Consider the following 20,474-nt stretch of genomic DNA (forward strand, 5'->3'; position numbering starts at 1 on the left):
TGCCATAGCGTGATTTACTCGCCAATTTGCCCGCGTTAGGGTGATCAGGAAAGGATGTGTAATGCGTAAAGACACAAATGCGACGTTGCTTTTGGGCCAGACCCTCAGTTTCTCGGCCAATCCGTTTGAGTTGCCTGTCACCGAAGCCGTGCACCTGCAATCCGCAGGGGCGGTCTTGATCCGCGGGGGCAGCATTGCAGCTGTCGGCGATGCGGGCACCCTGCGAGCCTTGCATCCCACGGCACGGGTTGTGGATTATGGAAAAGGCCTGATCATGGCCGGTTTTGTCGACGCGCATGTGCATTATCCACAAACCGCCATCATCGCCAGTTGGGGCAAGCGGCTGATTGATTGGCTCAACAGCTATACATTTCCCGAAGAAATGCGATTTGGCAGTAAAACCTATGCCACTGAAATCGCCAATCGTTATCTGGATCTGACCACAAGCCATGGCACAACCACCAGCGTCAGCTATTGCACCATTCATCCGCAATCGGTGGATGCGTTTTTTGACGCCGCTCAAACCCGTGGCCAACGGGTGGTCGCGGGCAAAACCTGTATGGACAGAAATGCGCCCGACGATCTGACCGACACGGCGCAATCTGCCTATGATGACAGCAAGCGATTGCTGACAAACTGGCATGGCGTCGACCGGCTTGAATATGCCATCACGCCCCGGTTTTCCCCCACCTCTACGCCCGAGCAACTAGAGGCCTTGGGGGCGCTTTGGTCTGAACACCCAGACTGTTTGATGCAAACCCACCTGTCGGAACAAACCGACGAAATCGAATGGGTGCAGTCACTTTTTCCGGCAGCGCGCGATTATCTTGATACTTACGAAGAATTTGGCCTGCTGGGGCAAAAGGGGCTGTATGGGCATGCCATCCACCTGACAGAGCGCGAGCGGGCCCGCCTGAAAGACGTGGGTGCCGGGCTCATTCATTGTCCAACCTCCAACACCTTTATTGGCTCTGGCCTGTTTGATCTGCCAGGGCTGATGGCCGAGGGTCAGCGTATCGGTCTGGCCACCGATACCGGCGGCGGCTCGTCATTTTCCATGCTGCGCACGATGGCAGCCGCCTATGAAATTTCTCAGCTGCGTCACACACCATTGCACGCCGCACAACTTTTGTGGCTGGCCACAATCGGCAGCGCACAAACCCTTCATATGAAAGACAAAATTGGTAATCTTGCGCCGGGAATGGAGGCCGATCTGGTGGTTCTGGACCTGGCTTCCACCGATGCGATTGCACAGCGGACGGCCCGCGCAGATGACATTTGGGAAGCGGTTTTTCCAACCATTATGATGGGAGATGACCGCGCCATTCGGGCGGTTTGGATCAACGGCAAAGCCGCCTAACAGCCGCCACGCCCCAACACCATAACCCAGATGTTGCCGCGTTGGCGCACAACGCCAATATCCGTGACCGAGGCGTCCAATAGGTTCTCGCGATGCCCACGAGATTTGATCCACCCACGGGTCACATCACGGGCCGAATGGTGCCCTTTGGCGATATTCTCTGCGATCACGCAATACCTATACCCTGCCCCAAGTGCACGGCCTGCCACATCTGATCCATCAGACCCCCGATGATCAAAAAATCGATTGCGCGCCATATCTGCGCCGTGCCGATCAGCCACGACCTCTAACAAACCCGAGACCCGCAGCGGTGGCAGCCCATATTGTGCGCGATACTGATTTGTCAGCCCTGCGACTTCACGGGCAGGCTCTGCACTGGCAAATGTTCCCACAGCCAAACTCAATGCTGTAATCACGCCACTCCAACGTAACATTACACCGACTCCAACAAGGCCCCCACCAGCTTAGTCTGACGTTCAAGTGCTAACGGAAGATTGACAGTTAAAAGGCAACCTTGTTTTACAACCTGCCGGCCTTCGACAAACAGATCCCGCACTTTTTGTGGCCCCGCCAATACCAAGGCGGCCGGGTCCCAGCTGCCCGCGCTTTCGATGCCGCTGACATCCCAAAGCGCAATATCAGCCCGTTTGCCCACCGCGATCTGACCACAATCGCTGCGCCCCAGAACCTCGGCCCCGCCACGGGTTGCCACCTCCAATGCCTCTCGGGCGCTCATCGCATCAGCCCCCAATGACACGCGCTGCAACATCATGGCTTGCCGTGCTTCGGCCATCAAATTCGAGGTGTCATTGCTGGCAGATCCATCTACGCCTAGGCCAACGCGAACGCCCGCATCTCGCATGGAACGTACGGGCGCAATGCCTGATCCAAGTCGACAATTCGAACAAGGACAATGCGCCACCCCGGTTTTTGTTTTGGCAAATAAATCAATATCTTGCCCATCTAACTTAACGCAATGTGCATGCCAAACGTCTTGTCCCACCCAGCCCAAATCTTCTGCATATTGTCCGGGTTTACAGCCAAATTTCTCTATAGAATAAGCCACATCTTCGTCGTTTTCCGCCAGATGCGTGTGCAGCATCACCCGCTTATCACGCGCCAATATCGCCGCTTCGCGCATCAGATCTCGGGTCACGGAAAACGGCGAACATGGGGCGATCCCAACCCTGACCATCGCGCCCTCGCGCGCATCGTGAAAGGCGTCAATCACCCGCACTGAATCTTGCAAGATTGTATTTTCATCCTCCACCAGCGCATCCGGTGGCAACCCTCCTGCACTTTCCCCAATGCTCATCGCACCGCGTGTGGGATGAAACCGCAACCCTATGTCCTGAGCGGCCGCAATCGTGTCATCTAATCGCGCGCCATTTGGAAACAGATAAAGGTGATCAGAACTCAGACTGCACCCGGACAATGCAAGTTCAGCCAGACCAATTTGGGCGGACGAATAGATTTCTTCGGGACCAAACTTTGCCCAAATCGGATAGAGCGTCTTTAGCCAACCAAAAAGCAGCGCGTCTTGCGCCTTGGGGACGGCCCGCGTCAAAGTCTGAAAAAGGTGGTGATGCGTGTTCACCAAACCGGGAGTCACCACGCAACTTTCTGCCGAAACCACTTCTCCCGTGGTCACAAGCCCCGGACCAACATCAGCAATAACGCCATCCCGAATCAAGACGTCAGATCCGGTCAACTCTGACCGTTCATCGTCCATTGTCAGAACAGTTTGCGCATTTTTGATTAAGATTTCACCACTTCGCACAATCACACCTCTCGCTGCCCGTTCGGATGTGATGTGTCACCGGGCCGACAGAAGCGGGTAAGGACTCGACCGTTGAAAACCCTATTTCAACGTATAGTTGAAATCAAGCCCCGCCCCGCTGAGCTATGCAAATTGACTTAGAATCTGCAACGCTTCGGCATGCACCCGTGCATTTGCAGCTGCAATAATCCGGCCACCATTTGGTGCAGGATTGCCCTGCCAGTCTGTCACAATGCCCCCAGCCGCCTCGACAACACCAATTGGCCCCTGAATGTCATAGGCATTCAACTGCGCCTCAATCACCAAATCCACCTGCCCGCAGGCGACTAGCGCATAGGCATAACAATCGGTGCCATACCGCGTCAGTTTGACTTTTTTGGCAACGGCTTGAAAGGCTCTGGCCTCCACGTCACTCCCCACTTCGGGAAATGTGGTGAACAGGATCGCCTCGTCCAAGGCAGTTTCTGCCCGCGCTTTCAGCGGTCTCGTGCCATGGGGTCCCACCACCTCGGCAACCCCAAAACCACCAATAAAACGTTCTTTAATATAGGGTTGATCAATGATGCCAAGCAAAGGGCCCGTGTCATCAGACACCGCAATCAGCACACCCCAAGTGGGTGTTCCACTGATAAATCCACGCGTGCCGTCGATCGGGTCTAGCACCCAAGTCAGCCCGGTGCGGCCGTCGCTATGTCCAAATTCCTCGCCAAAAACCGCGTCATCCGGGCGTTTTATGGCCAGAACTTCACGCATCGCCAGCTCGGCAGCCCTGTCCGCTTCGGTGACCGGATCAAACCCCGCTTCAAGCTTGTTGTCAGCCACCAGGCCTTGCTGTCGGAAAAACGGCAAAATGGCCGAGCGTGCAGCATCGGCCATTTCATTCGCTACCAAAAGCAGCTCTGATCCGTTGATATCTTCTTTAGTCATTTTCAATCCTACCCAGACGCAAAATCGCTATCTCAGGCAGATGGAAAACTCAAGCAACGTTGCTCAAAACGCGCGCTAATTCAAACAAGCGGCGGCGTTGATTTTCAGGAATCGCATAATAAGAACGCACCAGATCCAACGCTTCTTTGTCGCCCATCAAATCGGCAGGAAACGAAGAGGTCGATTCTGTGTTGCTTTCACCAATACCTTCAAAGAAGAAACTAACCGGCACTTCCAGCGCTTCTGCGATATCCCAAAGCCGGGACGCGCTCACGCGATTTGCACCAGTTTCGTATTTTTGAATTTGTTGGAATTTAATACCGACTTGTTCCGCCAGCTGCTGTTGGGTCATGCCCACCAACCAACGACGGTGTCTGATACGCTTACCAACATGGACGTCCACGGGGTGCGTCATTCTTTACTCCTTTAATACTGATCAACCGAACACACAGAAATACTGCAAGCCCGAGCGTCGAAGCCAGCTCCCACACTGACACCAACTGTGAAGATTGGTCACCACGCATCCCTTCGGCGACAGGTTATAATAACATCGCTCTACAATTGATCAAGCTATTTGAGAAAAACTTGCATTCAAAGTTACCATAGGTTGCTGACGCTTGGTGAATTCATTGCATTTTTTCATTGCACCCAAATTATAGAGAAATATTATTGCGCGGCCGATCATTAACAAACAGGACCACATCATGCGCGCTTTCCAAGTCCAGTCCTTTGACACGCCAGCGCGGCTGAGTGACCTGCCGATCCCCGCACCTGCCAAAGGTCAGGTGCGGCTCAAGATCCATGCCTGTGGCTTAAACTTCGCAGATCTTTTGATGCAAACCGGGCGTTATCAAGACACGCCGCAAGTGCCCTTTACGGCCGGCATGGAAGTGGCGGGCGTTGTGGATGCGCTTGGCCCAGACACCGAAGGCCCGGCAATTGGCACGCGGGTTGCCGCCTTTGGCGGACAAGGTGGGCTGGCAGAATACGGTGTGTTTGACGTGGAACGCGCTGTGCCCCTGCCCGCGAGCATGAGCTTTGAACAAGCCGCAGCCTTTCAAATCGCTTCTGGCACCAGCCATGTGGCCCTGTCCTATCGCGCAGACTTGCAGCCCAATGAAACACTACTGGTGCTGGGGGCCGCTGGGGGGGTTGGCTTAACCGCAGTTGAAATTGGCAAACTCATGGGGGCCAGGGTCATCGCTTGCGCGCGCGGCCAAGACAAGCTGGCCATTGCCAAAAACGCCGGTGCTGATCACCTGATTGATGCCACACAGGACGATCTGCGCACCGCAGTCAAAAATCTTGGTGGGGCCGATGTTGTTTATGACCCCGTTGGCGGCGACCAGTGGAAAGCGGCCTTTCGCGCCTGCAACCCAGACGCCCGTTTGCTGCCCATCGGCTTTGCCAGCGGCGAGGTTCCGCAAATCCCCGCCAATCACATGCTGGTCAAAAACCTGACAGTAATGGGCGTCTATTGGGGCGGTTATCTAAAATACAAACCGCACGTGGTGACCGACAGCATGGCCCACCTGTTTGCCTGGTTCACACAGGGCAAACTCAGCCCGCATATCAGCCATGTTTTACCGCTAGACCAAACCGCAGAGGCCATGAGCTTGCTCAAGGCGCGCAAATCCACGGGAAAAATTGTGATCACCCTGCCCTAAAACCGGTCATAGCTACGCGCTTACAACTTAGCCAACCGTGCTGAGGCGCGGGTGTATAAACCGGCCATCGCGATGCGGTTGCATCTGCAAAAAGGACAGGCGCAACATATCTGCCAACGCCTGTATCGCTTCGCCCTTAGAGGCATCCGCCCCGTACATATTGACGTAATAAGTACCGAGGTCGGGTAAAACTCCGGCGTGGTTGATCACCTCCAGATGCGGTGGCTCAGTGCCTTCCAGCATGGTCATCACTGCCAAATCAGCGCTGACGGTGGCTTCGACGGCCCGATCAGATGTCGAATCAAGCGCAGGTTCCCACTCGATCCCCTCGGAATCCAGCCCCGCCAAAGTCCCAGACCGGAAAAGACACCTGCGACAAGAAGCAAAACGCAACGGACGCCGCCGCCATGTTGCGCCCCCTTGGGCACCAACCCAGACCAAGGGCGTTGCGCACAGCTCTTCTGACTCGGGTGTGGCCGTCGCTTCGGTGGTCAAAATCAAATCAAACGCCCCCTTGCTGTGCTGTTCTTTCAATGCCTGAGTATAACTAAAGTGCAAATCCACTTTGACCCGCGGATAAGCTGCGTTGAATTTTTGCAAAACCTGAGGAATGGCCGGATACACAATATCATGCGGCACCCCCATGCTGATCGAGCCTTCAAAATCATCATGGGTCAGTCGCCGCACAGCCTCGTCATTCAAAGACACAATGCGACGGGCAAAGCCCAGCAACTGTTCGCCCTCCGCTGTCAGCGCGATTGTCCGCCCTGTGCGATCCAGCAAAGACACATCCAACAACTCTTCCAAGCGCTTCAGCTGCATTGAAACCGCAGATTGGGTCAGATTCAAAAACCCAGCGGCCTTGGTCACCCCACCCATATCCGCAACAGCCATAAAGCTGCGCAATGTGGTCACGTCCAGATTTCTCATACATCACACCTTTTGATGGAACCGACAACAAACATTCGTTTTAAAAATATCCCATAGCCGGGCATATACATCAAGAGTTTTGATGGAACTCGATGATAACATCACATTCAAGAAAGGACATGACCATGACATACCTACACTCTTTCGGTCGCTTTGCAGGCCTCTCTTTGAAAAAAGGCCACAGCCTCTTTGACCTGATCGCCCTGCGCCGCGAGCGCAATAAGCTTGCGGCACTGGATGCCAGAGCGCTTGACGATATTGGCCTAACCGCCGACCAAGCCCGCACCGAAGCCAGCCGCCCAAGCTGGGATGTGCCACAACATTGGTATAAATGATGTAATCGCGCGGGATTTCATACGGAATTCCTTGAAAACCCGCGCTGAGTCACCGATATTCACTAATGACGGTCCGCACATCACTTTGCGGACCCCTGACTTTTATCGGAGGCTATTGATGGCTGAATTTGACACAATCCGCGGCGTCGCAGGTGCACGCGCAGCAGATATTGATGCGGGCCTACGCGCCCATATGAACAAAGTGTACAGCACCATGTCCGCGGGCATGTTGATTACATTTGCTGCCGCTTGGGCGATTGCCACATTGGCCGTAACCAGCGACCCGTCTCAGGCGGTTGCGCAAATTGGCACTGGCAAGTACCTGACATCTTTGGGTGGCGCGATTTACACGTCTCCCCTTAAGTGGGTGATCATGTTTGCTCCGCTGGCCTTTATCTTCTTTGGCTTTGGCGCAGCAATGAAGCGCCTGTCAGCCTCTGGTGTGCAACTGGCGTTCTTTGCCTTTGCGACCCTTATGGGTCTGTCGATCAGCTCGATCTTCCTCGTTTACACCGGCTTTTCGATCATCCAGGTGTTCTTGGTCACCGCCATCGCCTTTGCTGGCCTGTCGCTTTACGGCTACAGCACCAAAAAAGACATCTCAGGTTGGGGCTCTTTCCTGATCATGGGTGTGATTGGCCTGATCGTGGCATCTATCGTCAACATCTTCATTGGCTCTTCTGCCATTGAATTCGGGATTTCGATCCTAGGTGTCCTGATCTTTGCGGGTCTCACAGCCTATGACACGCAGAACATCAAAAACACCTATTTGCAGCACGCGCATGCGGGTGACAGCGAATGGCTGGGCAAAGCCGCCATCATGGGGGCCCTCAGCCTGTACCTGGACTTCATCAACATGTTCATGATGTTGCTCAGCCTGCTTGGCAATCGCGAATAAGCGTCAAACATACCGCAAACTTACAAAGGCCGGCTTATTCAGCCGGCCTTTTTCTTTGCGCGGTATTTGGCCAACCGTGAAAAAAGCACTTAACATTTGCCGCAAACCACAGCATCAATTGCTGCACAAACCGGAGTTATCTATGCGCAACAGCCGTATCGCCCTCACCGCTGCTCTTGGCGCCACCGCAGCAACCGCCCATGCCGAAACAGACGCATGGAATTTGCTCGAGCAAATTCAGATCAAAGAGCTTGTCACCGAAACCTCTTATGAAGTGCAAAAAACGTACCCAAGCAACATGGACACCATTGGCAAAGATATAAAAATTTCTGGCTATGCGGTGCCCATGTATCCCGGAGACCAGGTGACAGAGCTTTTGCTGGTATCGGACATGGGCCTTTGCCCTTTATGTGGAAACTCAGAGCACGGCGCAAATCTTCAGGTCACGCTTGCCGAGCCGATATCCGTCATTGATGAAAGCCAGCGCATTGTATTGCGTGGCGATCTGATACCGGTCCGAGACCCGGAAACCTGGCAAGCTGCAATCCTAAAGAATGCCCGCATAGTCACGCAATAAAACCCACCCAGACAGCACGCACGCCCTAGCTGAGCGTGCGCCGCATTTCAACGGCCGGGAAGAATAGACCGGGTTCAAGCGCAAGCTCAATTTCCTGCACATAAGAAAAGCCCATCGCCTGATAAAAGCTTTGCGCCGTCAAAGTGCTCATGCAGCGCAACGCCCGCACGCCCTGTGCCCGCGCCGACTGAAACGACGCTTTCGCCAACGCCCGCCCAATCCCAAGACGCAATGCGCTGGGGGCCACGGCCACATGCCGCATGTGCCCCTCTCCGCGTGCAGCCAAGCCACGTGTTGGGCTGACATCCGTCCAGCCCCCAGCCCCGACAACACGGCCTGTGTCAGTCTCTTGCGCCAGAAAATATGTGCCTGACGTCAGCAATTCAGGACGTGCGGTTGAAATACGCGGCAAGGCTTTGGCCAAAATGCGTGGATTATAGTCAGGGGCCAATAATTGACCATAAGACAGCTGCATCATCGCCGAGATGCTGTCAGCATCAGCGGGCAACGCGGGGCGGATCGTGATTTGTGAATTCATTGTCGCAGTCCTGAAAAATCTCGGTTCAGGCGCGACGTCTTAAAAACAAAAAGCCGCGCTCAAGGGGCGCGGCTTTTGCATGTGTCTGAAAGCGATCTTACTTGATCTTGCCTTCTTTGTACTCAACATGCTTCCGCAACACCGGGTCGTACTTACGGACGACCATTTTTTCGGTCATTGTGCGTGCATTCTTTTTGGTCACGTAGAAATGGCCAGTGCCCGCGGTCGAGTTCAGGCGGATCTTAATTGTGGTCGGCTTCGCCATGTGTCTTCTCCTGCGCGGGCAGCAGCGCCCGTGAAATCTCTATTGAGCTGGCCTTTTACCTACGCCACCAGCCAAGTCAATGGCCAGCGAGGGGAATTCTTGGGGATTTCCGAAAAATTGTCAGATCTCCTGCATTCGGCAGGCCATCCCGTTATCAAAAGCTGCTTTCCTATTACTTTGCCAACCATTTCCCCAATCCATTTAGGCACCAAAGCACTTGCGCAATTCCGATACGCGTCCCTACACAATACCCTGCCCTCAAACCATTCGCTCGGCACGCTGTTTCAACGCCTGATTCATGCGAACAAATCCATCCAGCGTGTCCTGACGAATGAGCGCGAGCAACGGATAGGCTAAGAGCCCCCTGAATGTCTCACCATGGCGCAAAACCGTCGTGCCCTCTGGTGTTTCCTCAAGCAGAAAATAATGTTCGCCATCAAAGACCCCGCGAAAACCCAACTTGCCAACCCAGCGCAATTCAGAATTCTGATCAGCGGCCAGTACCTCAGGTCTAAACCGCATTGCTTTGCCGCCTTCGGGTTGAATGAGTACATCCAAATGTGACCCGACCACCAGATCACCCGACAGATGTTTCACAAAAGGATTCCACTCGGGATAAGCATCGCCTTGGGTCAACGTGCGCCAAACCGCGTCAACCGGTGCCGATATTTCGACTTGAGTGCTGATCGAAGGACCAACCATCAGCCCTGCTGCATAAAGTCCCGCAAGCGCCACCACCCCAATTTTTCCCGCAGTCAATAGAACTGACATCCCAATTCTCCTTTGTTTGTACGTTTCAGTGTGTCTCTCAACGGGTGTCAGCTTCTAACATTTATAAAGCTTTATAAATTGGCTAAAATTTGATAATTTATATAAATTATTTAATACAGGTCTGAAATGCCATATTCGCTTGATCATATCCGCACGTTCCAAGCTGTTGTGAAACACGGCTCGCTTCTTGCAGCTTCCAAACAGCTCGCGCTCACCCAACCAACTGTGGGCCGCCATATCGACCTGCTGGAAGACGCACTTGGCATTCAGCTATTTACGAGAGGTCGCGCGGGCATGCGTCTCACAGAGAAGGGGGCGGACCTTGTCGGAGTCGCCAATGAAATTTCAGGCAGCGCATTGGAATTTGAGCGCGTCGCAGCGGGGCTAGAAGAACAAATATCTGGGTCCGTACGGCTATCCACAAATCAGATTTTCGGCACATTGCTGTTGCCCGGCTTAGTTGCTGCCTTCATGCAAACCCACTCTGAAATTGACTTGGAAATTGTTGTGACCAACGCTGTTTCAAATCTGCTGCAACGGGACGCTGACATTGCAATTCGCATGTTCCGACCAACGCAAAACGACTTGATCGCGCGCAAAGTTACTGATCTTCCAATGGGGCTTTATGCCCACAAAAATTATCTTGATCGCAATGACGCGCCCCAAACGCTTGCGGCTCTAAAACAGCATGTCTTGATCGGCCAGGATCGCAGCCCAACTTTGATAGCCGCCTTTCATTCAGCAGGGATAGATTTGACACGGGGCGATTTCAATTTTCGCTGCGACGATGATGTGGCCGCACTGCATGCGGTGCGCGCGGGCATTGGCATCGGCCCCCTTCACACTGGCATGGCCGCGCGCTGGCCGGATTTGGTGCGAATTCTGCCACAGCTAGACATCCCACCACTGCAGCTATGGCTCGCGTGTCATGCGGACGTCAGGCACAACAAACGTATACGTCTGGTTATGGATTTTTTGGCGCAAAAACTCAGTTCGCCCTATGCCAACTGCTCTATCTAGCTTGGCCACGCCCGAATCGTACGTTTCAGGCCGCCAAACGTACAAATTGTACAAATAACCAAAAATGAAGAGAACGTGCGCAGGCGGCCTATAAGCCGGATTTTGTCCAAGAGGTTGCCCTCTTTGGATGACCATTCATCTAAAGGACCAGTTGCCTGATCCCCTCTAGCTGCCAACCCGGATCGCCAGGCCAAGACGTCCCTGCCGCAAGCGGCGTGCGATCCCTATTCGGCATTGCTCCCGGTGGGGCTTGCCATGCCAGTTCTGTTGCCAGAACCGCGGTGAGCTCTTACCTCGCCGTTTCACCCTTACCCTATTGAAAAGCAACGCTTTTCTACAAGGCGGTCTGTTCTCTGTGGCGCTATCCCTTGGGTTTCCCCAGCCGGGCGTTACCCGGCACCGTTGCCCTGTGGAGTCCGGACTTTCCTCGAGGTTACCCCCGCGGCCACCCAGCCACCTACGCAGGTGCTCACATATGCTGTGGCATCCGGATCGTCAATCTGACCCAGACTGAAATGTTAAGTTTTGAGTATTTTTGGAAAAGTGAATTCAGGACGTAGCCTGCGCCACAAGCCGCGCCATAATACGGCGATCTTCGGCATCTTCTGCCCCCGTTTTCCAAGGACAAAACCTTGATCTAAACGCCTGAAAACAAAGATTATTTGCCTTTTCTGGGTCTGGATCACAATCCAGTGGGTACCCAAAAGTTCTGGCCGATTGCGCCCACTCTTCGGTGCTTATTTTGTCATCCGGCCACAGGGCCAGATCCCTTTTTGCCAGCCGAGCCCAGTCAAATCGTTTCCCGGGATCAATTTTGCGTTGCGGTGCCAAGTCAGAATGCGCAATCACACCTTTTGGTTTAATATCCCAACGTTTCAAAACCCCCTCAAGCAACAGTTCCAGAGACGCCATCAGCGGTTCGGAGAATCCGTGATCGCCCTTGTTATCAAGCTCGATTCCGATCGAATGAGAATTTACATCCGTGATGTCGCCCCAGCGCCCTGCCCCCGCATGCCAAGCACGCGCAGCTTCATCTACCATCTGAAAAACCCGCCCATCAGCAGCGATTAGGTAGTGGGCTGATACTTCGGTATTGGGGTTGCACAGGGTGTCAAGCGCGCTTTGCGCATCTGACATCGCCGTATAATGGATCACCACCAAAGAGGGCCGCGCGTTTTCACGTCGCGGCCCAAAATTTCCAGAAGGATATTGAATGATATCAATCGCTTCGGAACCCATCAGCCATTCAAGGCCTTGCGAAACGGTTGCGGGTTCCAAGAACAGGCATAGCCATCGCCATCCGGATCCAAGCCCAACCGATCTTTTGCGGGACCACCTTTGGTCAAAAAGTCGATTTGCGCCTGATCAGGCGACGGGTATTTTCGACAATTGCGGTCAAACCGTGCCTGCGCGTTCAATCCAAACCGTTGATATATACGTGTCCCAACCGGGTTGGTACTTTTGAGCGCATAGTCAACGATATTTGGCCCCGAGGATTGACGCTGAGGCAGATCTGTTGGCGCAACAACTTGATATTGTGCGGCAATATCAGCTCGGCGTTTTGCGTCATCTTCAATTGTGCGCCGCGTACCGACCGTTGCAAAATCGTTTTCATCGGAAATTCCGGCGTTTTCAACTTTGACAGGCTGCGGATTGGACGGGCTAGCGTTCACCACCCCGTTTTGGCCCGCTGGAGCGGTTGCAACAACGGTTAAAGACTGTGTGGCCTGCAATGTAGAAAGCGTCTCTTGTGAGACCGCCTGCGCAGGCGGCACTGCAGGCTCAAACCCCGGCGCACTTGATGATTGCGGGTTCATGGCCGGGTTATCAAACCCAACACCGGCCCCGCTGTCAGGAACTGGTGGGCTGCAAGCCACCATCGCCAGAATTGCACAGCCGCTCAAAATCAACCGCATTGTTTTGCCTCGTGGTTTATGCATTTTTTTCTGACGTTACCACCAACGACCTGGTTTCGCTATAAAGCCAGCAGCGTTTTCAAGCGCATAGGCGGTATTTAGCAGATCGCCTTCTTCCCAAGGACGGCCAATCAACTGCAAGCCCAATGGCAAGCCTTGGCTGTCGATGCCTGTGGGTACGGAAATACCTGGCAACCCTGCCAGATTCACGGTGACGGTAAAGACATCGTTTAGATACATTTTCACCGGATCAGCGTCGTTCATTTCGCCCAATCCAAAGGCTGCGGACGGCGTTGCTGGTGTTAGGATCGCGTCGATACCCGCAGCGAACACATCATCAAAGTCTTTTTTGATCAGGGCACGCACGCGACGCGCCCGGTTATAATACGCATCATAAAACCCAGCAGACAGCACATAGGTGCCCACCATGACGCGGCGCTGAACTTCTGAGCCAAAGCCCTCGGCACGGGTCTTTTCATACATTTCAGTGATGCCATCACCTGCCGCCAAATTGGCGCGGTGCCCATACCGCACACCGTCATAACGCGCCAAATTGGAAGAGGCTTCAGCTGGCGCAATCACGTAATAGGAAGGTAAAGCGTATTTTGTATGCGGCAGGCTAATATCAACAATTTCCGCCCCCGCGGCTTTCAACATAGCGGTGCCGTCTTGCCAGAGTTTTTCGATTTCTTCTGGCATACCATCCATACGGTATTCTTTTGGGATACCGATTTTCTTCCCCTTGATATCGCCTGTCAGCATCGCCTCAAAATTGGGCACGGCCAATTCGGCAGAAGTGCTATCTTTGGGGTCGTGACCTGACATTGCCTCTAGCATTATCGCAGCGTCGCGCACGGATTTGGTCATTGGGCCAGCTTGGTCAAGCGAGCTTGCAAACGCCACAACACCCCAACGGGAACAGCGCCCATAGGTGGGTTTGATCCCAACAATCCCTGTAAAAGCAGCCGGTTGGCGAATAGAGCCACCAGTATCGGTTCCGGTTGCCGCGAGGCAAATATCGGCGGCCACAGCTGCTGCTGATCCACCTGATGACCCGCCTGGTGTCAGGGCAGCGGTGTCATTACCACGTCGCCACGGGCTTACTGCATTGCCGTAAACCGAAGTTTCATTTGAGCTGCCCATGGCGAATTCGTCCATGTTCAACTTGCCCAGCATAACCGACCCGGCGTCAAACAGGTTCTGGGTCACAGTGGATTCATACTCAGGAATAAACCCTTCCAGAATGCGGCTGCCAGCTTGGCTCGCGACACCCTTGGTGCAGAACAGGTCTTTGATTCCAATGGGCAGGCCACACATCGCGGGCGCATCGCCTTCTGCCAAACGTGCATCTGCAGCTTTGGCTTGCTGTAAAGCCAATTCAGGGGTGTTGTGCACAAACGCATTGAGAGCCCCGGAAGCTTCGGCGGCGTCTAGGCAAGATTGCGTAAGCTCGACCGACGTCACATCCTTGGCACGCAATTTGTCGCGTGCATCGGCCAGTGTAAGCGTATTTAGATCCGTCATTATTCAACCACCTTGGGTACGGCAAAAAAGCCTTCTCGCGCATCTGGCGCATTGGCCAATATTTTTTTCTGCTGGTCACCATCCGCCACGACATCAACACGGCGCTTCAGGCGCTGCGGTGTCACAGAGGTCATGGGTTCGACCCCCTCAACATCAACTTCGTTCAACTGCTCGATGAACCCAAGGATTGTGTTAAATTCCTGCGCCAAGGCCGGCAGCGCATCCTCTTCAACCTTAATACGCGCGAGCTTTGCCACGCGTGCGGCGGTGTCCTTGTCAATCGACATTGCGAAAACTCCAGTTGCAACTTGGAAATAGCGTTTAGCCTTGGTTTTGCATCGGTGCAAGCATGTGACGTCGGTAGGTCTCGATCATCCACCCTAATGCAACGGCATTCAACAAATGCCATAGAAAATGTGTGCCCAGTGGAAAGCTTGGGCAAAGTGGCAAATCGGTGGCGCGTATTACGATCGACAGAAAAATCAACCCTGCCCCAACGGCAAGCCGTTTTGCGGTTTGCGGCACCTTCCGACTAAGACCGAGCGCATAGATCAGGATCAACAGAGGCACAGGCCCATAAGCTGCCGAGGAGCCCAAAAACGCAATTTTCTGAAACACAGGCACGGTTAGGGCCGCATAGGGCACAAACAACAGCACTGCGCTGAAAGCGACCAAGGTACTGCTTTGCCAAAAATCTCTGGTCGCCGCGAAAATATACAACAGCACAAACAGCAAGATCGGCAAAGTGTCTGCAAGCCCTGCCCAGGTTTGCGCAAAGGTGTGAAACAGAAAACTGCCAAGTCCGATCAGTGCCAAGACAATGCAAAGCACCCGCGCACGTGGCAGCCCGTAACTACGACGCCACATCAACAACGCCACAATAACGAAGGCCAAGTTTGTTACGGCGTTGACAGGTTCCGCCCAAAACGCACTGTCCAGGCGCTCGCAATATCCATCAACCTGCTGTGCCCAATCCATGAAACATCCGATTCGTTTTGCTGATCACGTTGCTTGCTGACACGCCGGACCTATTGCCAGCTGCCACAATTAAATACCAACTTCCGCCAAGGCCCCAAAGATAAAAAATACTACGCGCGCTTATTGTGGAAAAAAGCGCGCAACAAAGCCTCGCTGTCCGCGCTTGCCAATCCATCATAGACCTCTGGAACATGATGGCTTTGGGGGTGACTAAAGACACACGGCCCCTGCGCAACGCCGCCGGACTTAGGATCCGATGCCCCATAATAAACTCGTGCAATACGCGCCTGAGAAATGGCGCTGGCGCACATTGGACAAGGCTCTAATGTCACGTATAGATCACAACCAGTCAGCCGTTCGCTCGCCAGTTTTTCCCCACCTGCACGTATCACAAGGATCTCTGCATGTGCGGTTGGGTCATTCAATTCTCGCGTACGATTGCCGTCGGCAGCCAATACCTGGCCATCTGGCGCGATCAGAACCGCGCCAACTGGCACTTCGCCCCGCTCGGCGGCCTTCTCTGCTTCGGTTAACGCAAGGTTCATGTGGCTTTTAAACTGCATTCTTATCTTTTGCCCCTGCATTGGCCCTTTCGCAATCCCTGTTTGACAGATACAGAATGCCCATGACCCAAGATACACCCAAAGGCGACCGGATCGCCAAAGTTCTGGCACGCGCCGGTGTGGCTTCGCGCCGCGACGCAGAGCGTATGATCGAGGCTGGCCGCGTGTGCGTTGATGGTAAAACATTAACGTCGCCTGCGCTTAATGTAATGCCAAAGTCCCGCATTCTGGTTGACGGCAAGCCTATCGCAGAAAAAGAACCAGAACGCATTTGGTTGTATCACAAACCAAGCGGGCTCGTGACCAGTCACAAAGACGAAAAAGATCGCCAAACGATTTTTGACGAACTGCCCGAAACATTGCCGCGGGTCATGACAATTGGCCGTCTGGACCTGAATTCCGAGGGTCTGCTGTTGCTCACCAACGACGGCGATGTCAAACGCAAGCTTGAACTGCCATCCACCGGCTGGGTGCGCAGATACCGAGTGCGCGTCAATGGCCGCCCAACTGATGCGCAATTTGATCCACTGCGCAAGGGTATCACGGTTGAGGGTGAAGATTTTGCACCGATGACGATCACCTTGGACAGTCAAAAAGGTGCTAATGCTTGGGTAACTGTCTCATTGCGCGAAGGCAAAAACCGCGAAATTCGCCGCGCCATGAATGCGATTGATCTCACAGTAAACCGCTTGATCCGCATCGCATATGGGCCATTTCAATTGGGCGACATCAAACCTGGCGAAGTGGAAGAGCTGCGCCGCAAAGTTGTACGTGACCAGCTAGGGCTTGATGGCGCGATACCACCTGAAGAGCGCAAAAAACCCACGCGGCGTAAAAAGCCAACCGGTGCTGCCAAGAGCGGCGACAAAACCACACAAATCAAGCATGCATCTGAAATACCTGCATTTGGCAAAAAATTCTCCAGCAAGTCTGGTGCTGCAAAACCCTCAAAAAATCGCGCAAAAGAAAAACGGCCAGAATCTCCTTGGGATGACTATGGTAACTTGATCGCGCGTGGACGTGGCAAGCGAAGTGGTGATAAGTCAGGGAAACCTGCCGCCGCGCGGTCCGGACGAAAGCCACCGTATAAGGGGTAACGCGCGCGGGGGGATCACTCTGAAAATTTCCCCGTTCTCAAGCCTTTGCGATGCCAACCGCTTGCGTTATGCAGAGATCAAATGCATGTAACGCAAGGGTGTTTTAATGGCCGACCTTTTAACAATTCAAAACCTTGGTAACCTAGTGATGCTTTGCTTTCTGCAAGCCGTTCTTGGGTTCGACAATCTTCTTTATATTTCGATTGAATCTCAGCGCGCACCTGTGGCGCACCAAAAATCTGTCCGCTTTTGGGGCATTATCCTCGCGGTGGCGCTGCGCGTCGTTCTATTGTTCACCATGATCGAACTGATAGACGCCTTGTCAGAACCATTCTGGGTGTTTAATCAGCCGGGCCTAATCGAAGGCGGTGTGAACTTTGCCACCTGTATCTTTATCATTGGCGGAATTTTCATCATCTATACGGCGGTGAAAGAGATCGGGCACATGTTGTCCATCGAGCATCTGGATGCCGATGTTTCAAATAAGGGTGGGAAGTCAGCGGCACAGGTTGTGACCTTGATTGTTCTGATGAACCTGATTTTTTCCTTTGATTCCATTCTGTCAGCGTTGGCGATCACCGATGTGTTTCCAATTTTGGCGGCCGCAATTCTGATTTCTGGTGGCGCAATGCTATTGCTGGCAGACGGTGTTACACGCTTTCTAGAAAAGAACCGCATGTATGAGGTTTTGGGACTGTTCATTCTGCTGATCGTTGGTGTTGTACTGCTTGGCGAATCCGGACAAGCGGCAGCCCATGCGATGCATGATGATTCCTTGGCACTGAAATTCTTTGGATATGAAGTGATCCCAATGTCCAAAACCACCTTCTACTTCAGCGTCTTGGTATTGTTTGCAGTCGAAATCATCCAATCCGGCTACTCGCGCAAACTCAACGCTGAGCGCGCGTCTCACGCTCGCCACTAAGCCAAAGCCCCTGTCGAATCCGAAAACGCCCGCATCGCGCGGGCGTTTTCTTTAGGTCTGGCACCAAAAATAGACCTCGGCGTGATACCGCTTTGGTTTTCTTCCCCCTAGCAACACAGTTCAAAAGTTCCTAAGTTTCTAGCAGGGTTAGCGGGGATAGCTATTACATGTCTGGAACTGGACTACAAAAACTGGCGTTTATCGTTCTCGTCATTTTGGTGTTTTACGTCTCTGTCGCAGGAGGCAACTAAATGGCGCAGAATTTTGGTGGAAAATACAGCCCAAACGGCAAGTCAAAGGACACGCATTCAAAACAATTTTTGAATGCCAAACGAACCCGCGTAGGCGGCCGTGTCAATTTGCTGTTTTTAGTCCCCCTGCCCTTGCTCTGGAAAGCTTTCACCTCGGAACCCATTGTCATGGCGCAGTATTTGGCCAGCCTTGGAACGCTTTTATTAGGCGCTTGGTTGACACGCGAGGGATTGCTGGCCGAGGAGGCCTATCACGCGCGCAAAATCGCGCGCCGTCCTGCTATGCCGCGCAAGATCATCGGTGGCGTTTTAACCGGGCTTGGCTTGGGCATTGCCGGACTGGCGGGATTTGGCGTGATAGATGCGCTTATCTTTGTGATTTTTGGAACCGGTCTGCATCTGCTTGCCTTTGGTCTTGATCCCCTAACCGACAAGGGTGCCGAGGGCATTGATACGTTCCAAACCGATCGCGTGGCACGCGCCGTTGAAGAGGCCGAGAAACATCTGACCGCGATGCGTGACGCTATTTTGCGCGCAGGGGATCGCGATCTAGAGCGCCGGGTGGCGCAATTTGAAACCACCGCCAGAGATCTTTTTCGCACTATCGAAGACGATCCACGCGACCTGACTTCTGCGCGAAAATATCTGTCGGTCTATCTAAAGGGCGCGCGGGATGCGACTTCGAAATTCGCAGATGTCTATGCCCGCAACCAAAACTCTAAGGCACGCGCAGGATATGAAGAGTTGCTGAACGATCTGGAACAAAACTTTGCAGCACGCACCCGCACGCTGCTGATCAACGACCATAGCGACCTGACGGTAGAAATTGACGTGTTGCGCGAACGCCTGCAACGCGAAGGCATCAGAGACGATGTATAACGCCATAAAACGCGAGGGAACTTAAATGTCAGAGACAGTACGTCAAAAAGCCGAAGCCACTTTGGCAGAAGTCGAAGCAATCAATGCCGTGGTATTGGCCGAGCCCGCCGAAAGCACAGCCATCGTGCCGCTGGCTGAAGCCGACGCCCCCACAAGCGATGAAATCACCAAACGAATGGCCGAATTGGACATGGAGGACACAAATTCGATTGTGACTTTTGGATCCTCTGCCCAAGCGGAATTGCAAGAAATCAGCCAGTCGATGCTGCAGGGCGTGCGCAACAAAGACGTTGGCCCAGCCGGCGATAGCCTGCGCAATATCGTCACGACGATACGCGGCTTTTCGATTTCCGAACTTGATGTGCGCCGCAAACGCAGTTTCTGGGAAAAGATATTGGGAAAAGCGGCACCGTTTGCCAAATTCACAGCACGGTTTGAACAAGTGCAGGGGCAAATTGATAAGATCACTGACAGCTTGCTGGACCACGAACACACGTTGATGAAAGACATCAAATCTTTGGATTTACTGTATGATAAAACACTTACGTTTTATGATGAATTGGCGCTGTATATCGCTGCGGGTGAAGCCAAAATAGCAGAGCTTGACGCCAAAGACATTCCTGCAAAGGAAGCCGAGGTCCAAGCCGCAGAAGAAAAAGATCAAGTAATGAAGGCGCAGGAGCTGCGTGATTTGCGTGCAGCGCGCGACGATCTGGAACGCCGGGTGCATGATCTGAAACTGACCCGTCAGGTGACGATGCAGTCCCTGCCCTCTATCCGTCTGGTTCAAGAAAACGACAAATCGCTGGTCACCAAGATCAATTCAACTTTGGTTAACACCGTGCCTCTTTGGGAAACGCAATTGGCCCAGGCTGTCACAATCCAGCGCAGCGCAGAAGCCGCCGCAGCAGTGCGCGATGCCAATGATCTGACCAATGAATTGCTGACGTCCAACGCCAAAAATCTGCGCGACAGCAACAAAGTGATCCGCGAAGAAATGGAACGTGGTGTCTTTGACATTGAGGCCGTCAAGCAGGCCAACGCAGATCTGATTGGAACCATCGAAGAAAGCCTGCAAATCGCCGACGAAGGCAAAGCGCGCCGTGCCGCTGCAGAGGTTGATTTAAAATCAATGGAAGCAGAACTGCGCGATACGCTGGCTTCTGCCAAAGCCAAAGCGACCGGGCTTGGTGAAACTATCGCGACTTCTGCTGGCTCTGAATAAATGGCATATCTCGGGGCTCGTTTAACTGGTTTGGCATTTTGTGCGCTT

At 53.4% G+C, this 20,474-nt stretch carries 24 protein-coding genes and 1 other RNA gene; 10 read left to right on the top strand and 15 right to left on the bottom strand.

Going from position 1 to position 20,474, the window contains the following annotated elements; all coding sequences use genetic code 11:
• Nucleotides 1–61: 61 nt before the first annotated feature.
• Entirely contained in the window at nt 62–1,360 is a 1,299-nt protein-coding gene (guaD, locus tag ABXG94_RS06475) for a guanine deaminase (protein ID WP_353533008.1), read from the top strand.
• Here the strand turns inward: guaD and ABXG94_RS06480 are convergent.
• The 4 genes from ABXG94_RS06480 to ABXG94_RS06495 all read right to left on the bottom strand — a co-directional run bounded on the left by ABXG94_RS06480 (nt 1,357) and on the right by ABXG94_RS06495 (nt 4,482).
• Entirely contained in the window at nt 1,357–1,794 is a 438-nt protein-coding gene (locus ABXG94_RS06480; RefSeq protein WP_353533010.1) for a CAP domain-containing protein, read from the bottom strand. The two genes, guaD and ABXG94_RS06480, sit on opposite strands and share 4 nt — an antisense overlap.
• Complete coding sequence (locus tag ABXG94_RS06485; protein ID WP_353533012.1) at nt 1,794–3,146, bottom strand: 8-oxoguanine deaminase; 1,353 nt, start codon at nt 3,144–3,146, stop codon at nt 1,794–1,796. The genes ABXG94_RS06480 and ABXG94_RS06485 overlap by 1 nt, the downstream gene beginning before the upstream one ends.
• Nucleotides 3,147–3,263: 117 nt before the next feature.
• Complete coding sequence (gene hisN / locus ABXG94_RS06490) at nt 3,264–4,067, bottom strand: histidinol-phosphatase (RefSeq protein ID WP_353533014.1); 804 nt, start codon at nt 4,065–4,067, stop codon at nt 3,264–3,266.
• A 49-nt stretch (nt 4,068–4,116) separates the two neighbouring features.
• The gene (locus ABXG94_RS06495; RefSeq protein WP_353533016.1) at nt 4,117–4,482 is read right to left on the bottom strand and encodes a helix-turn-helix domain-containing protein; all 366 of its coding nucleotides are present in this window, start codon (nt 4,480–4,482) and stop codon (nt 4,117–4,119) included.
• 289 nt (nt 4,483–4,771) lie between these two features.
• Here ABXG94_RS06495 and ABXG94_RS06500 point away from each other — a divergent pair, with 289 nt between their 5' ends.
• Nucleotides 4,772–5,734: an NADPH:quinone oxidoreductase family protein gene (locus ABXG94_RS06500; protein WP_353533017.1), complete on the top strand. Its 963-nt coding sequence runs from the start codon at nt 4,772–4,774 to the stop codon at nt 5,732–5,734.
• A gap of 27 nt (nt 5,735–5,761) precedes the next feature.
• Here the strand turns inward: ABXG94_RS06500 and ABXG94_RS06505 are convergent, their stop codons facing one another.
• Nucleotides 5,762–6,664 (bottom strand): LysR family transcriptional regulator, encoded by a 903-nt coding sequence (locus ABXG94_RS06505; protein WP_353533019.1) that lies wholly within the window; start codon nt 6,662–6,664, stop codon nt 5,762–5,764.
• Between the two features lie 125 nt (nt 6,665–6,789).
• Between ABXG94_RS06505 and ABXG94_RS06510 the strand changes: the two genes are divergently transcribed.
• The 3 genes from ABXG94_RS06510 to ABXG94_RS06520 all read left to right on the top strand — a co-directional run bounded on the left by ABXG94_RS06510 (nt 6,790) and on the right by ABXG94_RS06520 (nt 8,474).
• A complete protein-coding gene (locus ABXG94_RS06510) occupies nt 6,790–6,999 on the top strand; it encodes a DUF1127 domain-containing protein (protein ID WP_353533020.1) in 210 nt (69 codons plus the stop codon).
• Between the two features lie 118 nt (nt 7,000–7,117).
• Nucleotides 7,118–7,897: a Bax inhibitor-1/YccA family protein gene (locus ABXG94_RS06515; protein WP_353533021.1), complete on the top strand. Its 780-nt coding sequence runs from the start codon at nt 7,118–7,120 to the stop codon at nt 7,895–7,897.
• 142 nt (nt 7,898–8,039) lie between these two features.
• On the top strand, nt 8,040–8,474 hold the full coding sequence (locus ABXG94_RS06520) for a hypothetical protein (RefSeq protein ID WP_353533022.1): 435 nt from the start codon (nt 8,040–8,042) through the stop codon (nt 8,472–8,474).
• Between the two features lie 25 nt (nt 8,475–8,499).
• Here the strand turns inward: ABXG94_RS06520 and ABXG94_RS06525 are convergent, their stop codons facing one another.
• From ABXG94_RS06525 to ABXG94_RS06535, 3 genes are all read right to left on the bottom strand, one after another.
• Nucleotides 8,500–9,012, bottom strand: a complete 513-nt coding sequence (locus ABXG94_RS06525) for a GNAT family N-acetyltransferase (protein ID WP_353533023.1) — start codon at nt 9,010–9,012, stop codon at nt 8,500–8,502.
• Between the two features lie 97 nt (nt 9,013–9,109).
• Entirely contained in the window at nt 9,110–9,277 is a 168-nt protein-coding gene (gene rpmG, locus ABXG94_RS06530) for a 50S ribosomal protein L33 (protein WP_106607011.1), read from the bottom strand.
• Between the two features lie 258 nt (nt 9,278–9,535).
• Nucleotides 9,536–10,048: an SRPBCC family protein gene (locus ABXG94_RS06535; protein ID WP_353533024.1), complete on the bottom strand. Its 513-nt coding sequence runs from the start codon at nt 10,046–10,048 to the stop codon at nt 9,536–9,538.
• A 126-nt stretch (nt 10,049–10,174) separates the two neighbouring features.
• On the opposite strand from ABXG94_RS06535, the gene ABXG94_RS06540 reads away from it, so the two are divergent.
• The gene (locus tag ABXG94_RS06540; RefSeq protein ID WP_353533025.1) at nt 10,175–11,068 is read left to right on the top strand and encodes a LysR family transcriptional regulator; all 894 of its coding nucleotides are present in this window, start codon (nt 10,175–10,177) and stop codon (nt 11,066–11,068) included.
• A gap of 75 nt (nt 11,069–11,143) precedes the next feature.
• On the opposite strand, the gene rnpB is transcribed toward ABXG94_RS06540, so the two are convergent.
• The 7 genes from rnpB to ABXG94_RS06575 all read right to left on the bottom strand — a co-directional run bounded on the left by rnpB (nt 11,144) and on the right by ABXG94_RS06575 (nt 16,049).
• An RNA gene (rnpB, locus tag ABXG94_RS06545) (RNase P RNA component class A) lies at nt 11,144–11,529 on the bottom strand.
• 88 nt (nt 11,530–11,617) lie between these two features.
• Entirely contained in the window at nt 11,618–12,307 is a 690-nt protein-coding gene (locus tag ABXG94_RS06550) for an N-acetylmuramoyl-L-alanine amidase (RefSeq protein ID WP_353533026.1), read from the bottom strand.
• Entirely contained in the window at nt 12,307–12,984 is a 678-nt protein-coding gene (locus ABXG94_RS06555) for a hypothetical protein (RefSeq protein ID WP_353533028.1), read from the bottom strand. Before ABXG94_RS06555 ends, ABXG94_RS06550 begins: the two co-directional genes overlap by 1 nt.
• Nucleotides 12,985–13,020: 36 nt before the next feature.
• Nucleotides 13,021–14,508 (bottom strand): Asp-tRNA(Asn)/Glu-tRNA(Gln) amidotransferase subunit GatA, encoded by a 1,488-nt coding sequence (gene gatA / locus ABXG94_RS06560; protein ID WP_353533029.1) that lies wholly within the window; start codon nt 14,506–14,508, stop codon nt 13,021–13,023.
• Nucleotides 14,508–14,795 carry an Asp-tRNA(Asn)/Glu-tRNA(Gln) amidotransferase subunit GatC gene (gene gatC / locus ABXG94_RS06565; RefSeq protein ID WP_353533030.1) on the bottom strand — a complete coding sequence of 96 codons (288 nt, stop codon included), beginning with the start codon at nt 14,793–14,795 and terminating at the stop codon, nt 14,508–14,510. The genes gatA and gatC overlap by 1 nt, the downstream gene beginning before the upstream one ends.
• A gap of 34 nt (nt 14,796–14,829) precedes the next feature.
• Nucleotides 14,830–15,486: a ceramidase domain-containing protein gene (locus tag ABXG94_RS06570; protein WP_353533031.1), complete on the bottom strand. Its 657-nt coding sequence runs from the start codon at nt 15,484–15,486 to the stop codon at nt 14,830–14,832.
• A gap of 110 nt (nt 15,487–15,596) precedes the next feature.
• On the bottom strand, nt 15,597–16,049 hold the full coding sequence (locus ABXG94_RS06575; protein ID WP_353533032.1) for a nucleoside deaminase: 453 nt from the start codon (nt 16,047–16,049) through the stop codon (nt 15,597–15,599).
• Nucleotides 16,050–16,111: 62 nt separating this feature from the next.
• Here ABXG94_RS06575 and ABXG94_RS06580 point away from each other — a divergent pair, with 62 nt between their 5' ends.
• The 4 genes from ABXG94_RS06580 to ABXG94_RS06595 all read left to right on the top strand — a co-directional run bounded on the left by ABXG94_RS06580 (nt 16,112) and on the right by ABXG94_RS06595 (nt 20,426).
• Nucleotides 16,112–17,146 carry a pseudouridine synthase gene (locus tag ABXG94_RS06580; protein ID WP_353533033.1) on the top strand — a complete coding sequence of 345 codons (1,035 nt, stop codon included), beginning with the start codon at nt 16,112–16,114 and terminating at the stop codon, nt 17,144–17,146.
• Between the two features lie 106 nt (nt 17,147–17,252).
• A complete protein-coding gene (locus ABXG94_RS06585; protein WP_353533034.1) occupies nt 17,253–18,071 on the top strand; it encodes a TerC family protein in 819 nt (272 codons plus the stop codon).
• A 251-nt stretch (nt 18,072–18,322) separates the two neighbouring features.
• Nucleotides 18,323–19,201, top strand: coding sequence for a 5-bromo-4-chloroindolyl phosphate hydrolysis family protein (locus ABXG94_RS06590; protein ID WP_353533035.1), 879 nt, complete (start codon nt 18,323–18,325; stop codon nt 19,199–19,201).
• Between the two features lie 25 nt (nt 19,202–19,226).
• Nucleotides 19,227–20,426: a toxic anion resistance protein gene (locus ABXG94_RS06595; RefSeq protein WP_353533036.1), complete on the top strand. Its 1,200-nt coding sequence runs from the start codon at nt 19,227–19,229 to the stop codon at nt 20,424–20,426.
• The last annotated feature ends 48 nt before the right edge of the window (nt 20,427–20,474 follow it).

Source organism: Cognatishimia sp. WU-CL00825 (assembly GCF_040364665.1).
In the GTDB taxonomy this organism is placed as follows: Bacteria; Pseudomonadota; Alphaproteobacteria; order Rhodobacterales; family Rhodobacteraceae; genus Cognatishimia.